At 74.8% G+C, this 8,612-nt stretch carries 6 protein-coding genes and 1 pseudogene; 4 read left to right on the top strand and 3 right to left on the bottom strand.

The features are described 5' to 3' along the window. A pseudogene (locus KIK08_RS35040) lies at positions 1 to 275 on the top strand (hypothetical protein); the annotation flags it as partial. Between the two features lie 717 nt (positions 276 to 992). Here the strand turns inward: KIK08_RS35040 and KIK08_RS35035 are convergent. The 3 genes from KIK08_RS35035 to KIK08_RS35025 all read right to left on the bottom strand — a co-directional run bounded on the left by KIK08_RS35035 (position 993) and on the right by KIK08_RS35025 (position 4,759). Next, positions 993 to 2,483, bottom strand: coding sequence for a purine-cytosine permease family protein (locus KIK08_RS35035; protein WP_308258088.1), 1,491 nt, complete (start codon positions 2,481 to 2,483; stop codon positions 993 to 995). Positions 2,484 to 2,563: 80 nt separating this feature from the next. Next, positions 2,564 to 3,538, bottom strand: coding sequence for a methylmalonyl Co-A mutase-associated GTPase MeaB (gene meaB / locus KIK08_RS35030; protein ID WP_214407616.1), 975 nt, complete (start codon positions 3,536 to 3,538; stop codon positions 2,564 to 2,566). Positions 3,539 to 3,565: 27 nt separating this feature from the next. Further along, positions 3,566 to 4,759 (bottom strand): acetyl-CoA C-acetyltransferase, encoded by a 1,194-nt coding sequence (locus tag KIK08_RS35025; protein WP_214407615.1) that lies wholly within the window; start codon positions 4,757 to 4,759, stop codon positions 3,566 to 3,568. Between the two features lie 155 nt (positions 4,760 to 4,914). On the opposite strand from KIK08_RS35025, the gene mce reads away from it, so the two are divergent. The 3 genes from mce to KIK08_RS35010 all read left to right on the top strand — a co-directional run. Continuing rightward, positions 4,915 to 5,388 carry a methylmalonyl-CoA epimerase gene (gene mce / locus KIK08_RS35020; protein WP_214407614.1) on the top strand — a complete coding sequence of 158 codons (474 nt, stop codon included), beginning with the start codon at positions 4,915 to 4,917 and terminating at the stop codon, positions 5,386 to 5,388. A gap of 152 nt (positions 5,389 to 5,540) precedes the next feature. Next, the gene (ccrA, locus tag KIK08_RS35015) at positions 5,541 to 6,872 is read left to right on the top strand and encodes a crotonyl-CoA carboxylase/reductase (RefSeq protein ID WP_214407613.1); all 1,332 of its coding nucleotides are present in this window, start codon (positions 5,541 to 5,543) and stop codon (positions 6,870 to 6,872) included. 83 nt (positions 6,873 to 6,955) lie between these two features. Then, positions 6,956 to 8,612: DivIVA domain-containing protein (locus tag KIK08_RS35010; RefSeq protein WP_214407612.1), on the top strand; the 1,657-nt coding region annotated here is incomplete at its 3' end.

Here is an 8,612-nt window from a genome sequence, read left to right as displayed (position 1 = left end):
CGCCCGGGCTGCGCCTCGCCGCGGCCGACGTGCACCGCTGGCACGGCCGTGCGCTCACCGAGTTGGGCGACGGCGCCGCCACCGAGCCGCTGCATCGCGCGCTCGACGCGCCCCAGCGCTCGGCGCGCCACCGCGCCGCCGTCCACGCCGACCTGGCGCGCGTGCTCGGCGGGGTCGACCCCGAAGCGGCCGCCGGGCACGCCGCGACGGCCCGCAAACTGGCCGCCGGCATCGGGTCGACCCGGGTGGTCAGCCTCCTCGCGCGCAGAGGGTGAGTGGTCCTCGCAGCGTCAAGACGGGGTGTTCAGGCGCACAGATCCGCGCGGGGTTGGACGAAAGCCGCTCTCGTGCGACCAGGCTGGACGAAAGCCACTCTCGCGTCACCCGCCCGCTCCCCGGGGACGCCGCCGAGTTGGACGAAAGCCGCGCTCGTGCGACCAGGTTGGACGAGCGCCGCGCTCGTGCGGCCGCGGCGCCCGCGAAGCGGGCGCGGGTGAGCGCCACAGGCGCGAACCCGGGGCGCGCGTAGCGCGCCCACACCCCTCCGGGGCCCTGCTTGCTCTGAGGTCGCTCGCCGCGGAGGCACCGCCGGAGGCACCCGGCCCACCTGCCTGGACATCACCCTTCGCCCGGACATGATGAGGCCGAAGGCGCCTTCACACCGCTGGTCACCTCACACAGGAACGTTCCTGTCCACTGCGCCTCCGGCGGCGCTTCCAGCGGGGACCTCGGCTCAAGCAGGGGGGACGTGCTCGGGCGAGATGTGGGCGCGCCGCGCCCACGGGCCTGCCCGGCTCGGCTCGCGGCGCTGCGCGCCGCCTCGCCGGCCGGGCTCGCAGCACCAGTGGTGTGCTCGCAGCGCCGGGTGTGTGCGCGCAGCCCGCCGGCGCGCTGCGACATCCACGCCAGCGCTGTGACGTCTCTCGCCCGCCCTGCGACGTCCCGCCAGCGCTGCGACGTTCCCTCCCAGCGCTGCGAGGACCGGCCGAAGGTCAATCGGCGCGCTGCTCCTGAGCCCGCACTGCCGAGCGACCACCGATGAACGTCACCAGGAAGCCCAGCGCCAGCGACACGAACACGCCGAGGTTCGCGTAGGCCCAGTCGCCCTCCGGACCGCCCAGGCCGAACGGCCCGAGCAGGTAGCCCTGCCAGGACAGCCACCCCGCCGCCGAGTTGGTCACCAGGCCCCACCCGAGGAACGTGCACACCGCGAGCAGCAGGATCGGCATCACCCGCACGTCGCCGTAGCGCCCCGCCGGGTCGAACAGGTCCTCCTCGGCGTAATCGCGCCTGCGCAGCGCGATGTCGGCCAGGAAGATCCCGCACCACGCGGCGACCGGCACGCCGAGCGTGATCAGGAAGCCGGTGAACTGGCCGAGGAAGTCCTGGGCGAGGAACACCACGAACACCGTGCCGACGACCATGAGCACGCCGTCCACCAGCGCCGCGACCGGGCGCGGGACCGGCAGCCCGGCGGCCAGCAGCGCCAGGCCCGACGAGTAGATGTCCAGCACCGCGCCGCCGACCAGGCCGAGCACCGCCGTGAGCACGAAGAACAGCAGGAACCACGTCGGCAGGGTCTCGGCGAGCGCCCCCACCGGGTCGGCGGCGAGTGCCTCGCTGAGCTCGGCCGACGAGCCGGCCAGCAGCAGCCCGATCACCAGCAGCACGATCGGCGCGATCGACGCCGAGACCGTCGTCCAGGCCACCACCCCGGTCGCCGAGGCCGAGCGGGGCAGGTAGCGCGAGTAGTCCGCGGCCAGGTTCACCCAGCCCAGTCCGAAGCCGGTGGCCAGGAAGATCAGGGCCCCGATCACCTGCTGGGGCGAGCCGGCCGGGAGGGCCGACACCGCGGCCCAGTCGATGTCGCCCGCCACGAGCACCACGTAGACCACGGTCAGCACGGCGGTCACGCAGGTGATGATCGTCTGCACCCGCATGATGGTGTCGAAGCCCAGCACCCCGGCGGCGATCACCAACCCGGCCACCACGACCAGGGCGATCACCTGCACCGCTGCGCCGCCGCCCCAGCCCATCCGCTCGAACACGGTGGCGGTGGCCAGGGTGGCCAGCACGGTCAGCGCCGTCTCCCAGCCGACCGTGAGCAGCCAGGAGATCACCGCCGGCACCCGGTTGCCGCGCACGCCGAACGCCGCCCGGCTCAGCGCCATCGTCGGCGCGGAGCCGCGCTTGCCGGCCAGCGCGACGAAGCCGCACAGCAGGAACGAGAACACGATCCCGACCACGCCGACCACCAGTGCCTGCGCGAACGAGATGCCGAAGGCGAGGGTGAACGCCCCGTAGCTGATCCCGAAGACCGAGATGTTCGCCGCGAACCACGGCCAGAACAGGTCGCTCGGCCTGCCCTTGCGCTCGGCGTCCGCGATGACGTTGAGGCCGTTCGCCTCGACGCGCAGGGCCGGGCTCCCGCTACCGGCGGCGCCGGCCTCCCCGCCCGCTTCCGGATCCCGTGATGTCGTCACCGTGTCGCCTCCTCGTGGGCACGCCGCGGGCCAGGGCGTTCAACGGGGGGAGCATAACGACGACGACCACCCGAAGTGGATCACCGAGGAGGGTCCGGCCGCACCGCCCCGACCAGCTCGTCGGCGGCGCGGTAGGGGTCCAGTTCGCCGGCCACCGTCCGCGCCGCCAGCTCGGGCAGCGCCACCGAGCCGCGCAGGTCGCCGATGCGCACCCGCACGGTCTCCAGGGCGAGCGCCTCGATCTCGGCCCGCGCCCTGGCCAGCCGCCTGCGCTCGCGGCCGTCGCCGGCGTCGAGGTGGGCGCGGTGCTCGTCCAGGGCCGCGGCCAGCTCCGCCACGCCGTCGGCCCTGGTGGCCACCGTGGGGACGACGGCAGGCGTCCAGCCGTCGCCCGCGCCCCGCTGCCCCATGGTGAGCATCTGGCGCAGCTCCCGCAAGGTGCGCCCGGCGCCGTCGCGGTCGGCCTTGTTCACCGCGAACACGTCGGCCACCTCGAGGATGCCGGCCTTGGCCGCCTGCACGCCGTCGCCCATCCCGGGGGCCAGCAGCACCACGGTGGTGTCGGCCAGCGCGACGACCTCCACCTCGGACTGGCCCACGCCCACGGTCTCCACCAGCACGACGTCGCAGCCGGCGGCGTCGAGCACCCGCAGCGCCTGCGGTGTCGACCAGGCCAGCCCGCCCAGGTGGCCGCGGGTCGCCATCGAGCGGATGAACACGCCCGGGTCGGTGGCGTGCTCGGCCATCCGCACCCGGTCGCCCAGCAGCGCGCCGCCGGTGAACGGCGAGGAGGGGTCCACCGCGAGCACGCCGACCCGGCGCCCGTCCTTGCGCAGGGCCGTGACCAGCGCCGACGTGGTGGTCGACTTCCCGACGCCGGGTGGTCCCGTGAGCCCCACGACGTGCGCGCGCCCGGTGTGCGGGGCGAGCGCGGCGGCCACCTCGCGCAGCCCGGGGCCGGCGTCCTCGACCAGCGAGATCAGCCGGGCGACGGCCAACTGCTCACCGTCGAGCGCGCGCCGCACCAGCGAGGTGACGTCGGTGCGGCGCGCCACGGCCGGGTCCGGAGCCGTCGTCGCGGGTCAGCCGGCGGCCGGCACGCGCAGGATCAGGGCGTCGCCCTGGCCCCCGCCGCCGCACAGGGCCGCGGCGCCGACGCCACCGCCGCGCCGCTTGAGCTCCAGGGCCAGGTGCAGGGCCAGCCGCGCCCCGGAGGCGCCGATGGGGTGCCCGAGCGCGATCGCGCCGCCGTTCGGGTTCACCTTCTCCGGGTCGACGCCCAGCTTGCGGGTCGAGACCACGCCCACCGCGGCGAACGCCTCGTTGATCTCGATGACGTCCAGGTCGGCGGGCTCGATGCCCTCCTTGCGGCAGGCGGCGGCGATGGCGTTGGCCGGCTGCTCGTGCAGGCTGGAGTCGTCGGGCCCGGCCACCATGCCCTGCGCGCCGATCTCGGCGAGCCAGCTCAGCCCCAGCTCCTCGGCCTTGGCCCGGCTCATCACCACGACCGCGGCGGCGCCGTCGCTGATCGGCGACGACGTGCCCGCGGTGATCGTGCCGTCGGCGGAGAAGGCCGGGCGCAGCTTGCCCAGCGTGTCGACGGTGGTGTCGGGGCGCACGCCCTCGTCGGTGTCGACCACCACGGGGTCGCCCTTGCGCTGGGGGACGTGCACCGGGGTGATCTCCTCGGCGAACAGCCCGCTCGCGATCGCCTTGCCGGCCCGCTGGTGCGAGGCCGCACCGAACTCGTCCTGCTCGGCGCGGCTCAGCTCGTAGCGCGCGTTGTGCTTCTCGGTCGACGCGCCCATCGACACCTGGTCGAACGAGTCGTGCAGGCCGTCGAAGGCCATGTGGTCGAGCATGGTCACGTCGCCGTACTTGAAGCCCGCGCGCGACTTCGCCAGCAGGTGCGGCGCCTGCGTCATCGACTCCTGCCCGCCGGCCACCACGATCTCGCACTCGCCCGCCCGGATGAGCTGGTCGGCCAGGGCGATCGCGTTCAGCCCGGAGAGGCACACCTTGTTGATGGTCAGGGCCGGCACGTCCATGCCGATGCCGGCGGCGACGGCCGCCTGCCGGGCCGGGATCTGCCCGGCGCCCGCGGTGAGCACCTGCCCCATGATCACGTAGTCGACCTGGTCGGCCGACACGCCCGCCCGCTCCAGCGCGGCCTTGATGGCGACCCCGCCGAGCTGGGCGCCGGAGAAGTCCTTGAGCTGGCCCAGCAGCCGCCCCATCGGGGTGCGGGCTCCTGCGACGATGACCGATCCGGACACGGTTCCTCCTGCGGCGGCGGTGGCGAGAGCCGTTCGACGATACCTGGCGGTGGGACCCATGCTGCCTGGTCGAAGGCCCGGCCCACCCGTGACGCGGCGCACAGGCATCGATTCACGGCGCTCCGTGACGGCCGCCGGGCGTCTACATTCCGCCCATGGCTGAGCACGCGGGTAGCGGGTCCGAGTCCACCGCCGGGGCACTGGCCGAGCCGGGCGTTCTCGGCGTCGACCACGTCGGCATCGCCGTCCCCGACCTCGACGCGGCCATCGAGTGGTACGCCGCGACGCTGGGGCTGGCGGTCACCCACGAGGAGGTCAACGAGGAGCAGGGGGTGCGCGAGGCGATGCTGGTCGCCCCCGGCGGGATCGGCGGCGCGGCCGTCCAGCTGCTGGCCCCGCTGCGCCCCGAGTCGGCCATCGGCAAGTTCATCGACCGCAACGGCCCCGGCATCCAGCAGGTGGCGTACCGGGTCGCCGACGTCGAGGCCGTCTCGGCGTCGCTGCGGGCGAAGGGCCTGCGCCTGCTCTACGAGCAGCCGCGCCGGGGCACGGCCGGTTCGCGGATCAACTTCATCCACCCCAAGGACGCCGGCGGCGTGCTGGTGGAGCTGGTGGAGCCCGCGCACTGAGGGCACCGCCAGTGGCTCTCGTCACCGGGCACGATTCAGCGACGCGACCGTCGGACCGGGGGCGGTTACCATACTGCGCAGTAATCGCCGCCCGTTCGGGATAGCAAGCATCTGGCGGAGACCACGCAGACGAGCGCCACCGGAGGCCAGCCGTGCAGGAGATCCTCGACGCCATCCTCGCCGACCAGCTCGACGCCGTCGGCTCGCTCCCGGTCCCCGACCACTACCGCGGCATCACGGTGCACGCCGACGAGGTCGAGATGTTCTCCGGCATCCCGTCGCGCGACAAGGACCCGCGCAAGAGCCTGCACCTGGACGAGGTCGCGACCCCCGACCTGGGCCCCGGCGAGGCGCTGGTCGCGGTGATGGCGAGCGCCATCAACTACAACACCGTCTGGACGTCGATCTTCGAACCGGTGCCGACGTTCGGCTTCCTGCGCCGCTACGGCCGCGTCTCCCCGCTGACCAAGCGCCACGACCTGCCCTACCACGTCGTGGGTTCCGACCTCGCCGGCGTCGTCGTGCGCACCGGCCCCGGCGTGAACGCCTGGAAGCCCGGCGACCGCGTCGTCGCGCACTGCCTCTCGGTCGAGCTGGAGAGCCCGGACGGCCACAGCGACACGATGATGGACTCCGAGCAGCGGATCTGGGGCTTCGAGACCAACTTCGGCGGCCTGGCCGAGCTGGCCCTGGTCAAGTCCAACCAGCTGATGCCCAAGCCCGCCCACCTGACCTGGGAGGAGGCCGCCAGCCCCGGCCTGGTCAACTCCACGGCCTACCGGCAGCTGGTCTCGCGCAACGGCGCGGGCATGAAGCAGGGCGACGTCGTGCTGGTCTGGGGCGCGTCCGGCGGGCTGGGCTCCTACGCCACCCAGTTCGCGCTCAACGGCGGGGCGGTCCCGGTGTGCGTGGTGTCCTCCCCGGCCAAGGCCGAGATCTGCCGGGCGATGGGCGCCGAGCTGATCATCGACCGGAGCGCGGAGGGCTACCGCTTCTGGAAGGACGAGCACACCCAGGACCCGGCGGAGTGGAAGCGCTTCGGCTCGCGCATCCGCGAGCTCACCGGCGGGGAGGACCCCGATATCGTGTTCGAGCACCCCGGCCGGGAGACCTTCGGCGCCAGCGTCTACGTGGCCCGCCGCGGCGGCACCATCGTCACCTGCGCCTCGACGTCGGGCTTCGACCACAGCTACGACAACCGCTACCTCTGGATGAACCTGAAGCGGATCATCGGCTCGCACTTCGCCAACTACCGCGAGTCGTTCGAGGCCAACCGGCTCGTCGACAAGGGCATGATCCACCCCACGCTGTCCAGGGTGTACCCGCTCGCCGAGACCGGCCAGGCCGCGATGGACGTGCACACCAACAGCCACCAGGGCAAGGTCGGGGTGCTGGCGCTGGCCCCCGAGGAGGGGCTCGGCGTCACCGACCCGGCCAAGCGGGAGCGCCACCTCCAGGCGATCAACCGGTTCCGGGGCGTGTAGTCCCGGGCGCGGCGGTCGCGGAGTGCGGCGGTCGCGCTCCGCGTCACCCGCGGCCCTCACGCCTCCGGGGTACGGTGGCGCGCATGCCACCAGACCCCGCTGCGGCGTCGTCCGGGTTCACCGTGGTCCGCAAGGGCTACGACCAGGCGCAGGTCGAACGGCACCTCCGCAGGGTCGAGGCCGAGATGCGCATCCTGGCGCACGATCGCGACGCCGCCGTGGACCAGTCGGCCCAGCTCACCCGTGAGCTGGACGAGTCACGGGCCCGGGCCGAACGGCTGCGCGCCCAGGTCCGTTCGCTGCTCAGTCCGCCGCAGAGCGTCCAGGGCATGAGCGAGCGCATGCGCTCGATGGTGCGGATGGCCGAGGACGAGGTCGCCGCCATGCTGGCCAAGGCCGAGACCGAGGTCGAGGCCCGGGTGCGCGAGGCGGAGGACCAGGCCGCGCAGACCCTGGCCGCGGCGACGTCGCAGGCCGACGACATCGTGGCCGAGGCCGCGCGCCAGGCCCGACTCGTCGCCGACGAGCAGAACCGCGCCGCCGCGGCAGCCGAGGCCGCCCGCCGGCTGGTCGACGAGGACTTCACCATCGCCATGGACCTGCGCCGCTCCGAGGCGCTCGCCGAACTGGCCGCCGACCGCGAACGGGCCCGCCGCGACATCGAGCGCGAGCGCGCCGAGGCGCGCGAGGCCGCCCGCGCCACCGTCGCCGACGCGCAGGCCGAGGCCCGCCGGATCCTGGCCGACGCCGAGCGCACCCTCGGCGAGATGCTCGCCCTGCGCGGCCGCCTCGGCCTGCAACTCGACCACGCCCGCCAGGCCATCGAAGGCACCCTCGCCGGCCTCGGCCCGCTGCCCGACGAGCCCGCGTTCGGCCCGGCCGGCGCCGTTGCCGCCGCGCAGCCGGCCGCGGTGGCCCCGCCCGCACCCACCCCGATCGCACCTGCCCCGATCGCTCCCACCCCGATCGCACCTACCCCGATCGCACCGCCCGCGGCCCGGGCCCTCCCGGCCCCGCAGCCCGGCCCGGCTCCCCGCTCCGCCCCGGCACCGCGGCAGTCCGAGCCGGCGCCCGGGCCGAGCCCGGCGGTCGCGAAGGCGCCGGAACGCGACACGTCAGCAGCGGCACCGGCGAACAGCCCGACGACATCCGCCCCGACCCCGGCGCCGAGCCCGAGCAGCGCCCAGGTCGTGGAGGAGCCGCCCGCACCGGTTCCCGCCGAGCCGGCCAGCAGCGCTCCCGAACCACCCCGGGCACCACAGTCCGCCGAGGAGCGCGCCACGACCGACGTGCCCGCGCCTGCTCCGGCGCCGGCCGGCCCGTCGGCGGACGCCGGTGACGAGCCCGCGACACGCGCTCCGCGCTCCGACCGCGAGCCGTCAGCCACCACCGTCCCCGACGCGACCCCGACGGCGACCCCGACGGCTCCGCCCACCGGGAGCACGCGCCGGACACCGGACGCCCCGACCGCACAGAAGGCTGCGGAGAAGGCTGCCGCGAAACCCGTCGAGAAGCCCGCTGAGGAGGCCACCGAGAAGGCCGCGACCGGCGGCGACGAGCCGGTGGCGCCCCGCCCGCCGGAGGTCGTGGACAGCCCGACCGAGCGGCTCAGCGTGGTCAAGCCCGACAGCGCCACCCCCGCCCGCGGCGCCGCGCCCCCTCCGCCCGCCCGCCGCGGCACCGACGGCAGGCCCGCGGCCCGATCGGGCCCCAACCGCCGCTCGGTCCCCGCCGTCGAGG

The organism is Pseudonocardia lacus, from assembly GCF_018531445.1.
Classification (GTDB): domain Bacteria; phylum Actinomycetota; class Actinomycetes; order Mycobacteriales; family Pseudonocardiaceae; genus Pseudonocardia; species Pseudonocardia lacus.
This window is presented reverse-complemented; position numbering and strand designations above follow the sequence as displayed.

Excerpts from the sequence above, each read along its gene's own strand:
- mce (WP_214407614.1), top strand. The coding sequence starts at position 4,915 with ATGGCTGAGCACGCGGGTAGCGGGTCCGAGTCCACCGCCGGGGCACTG.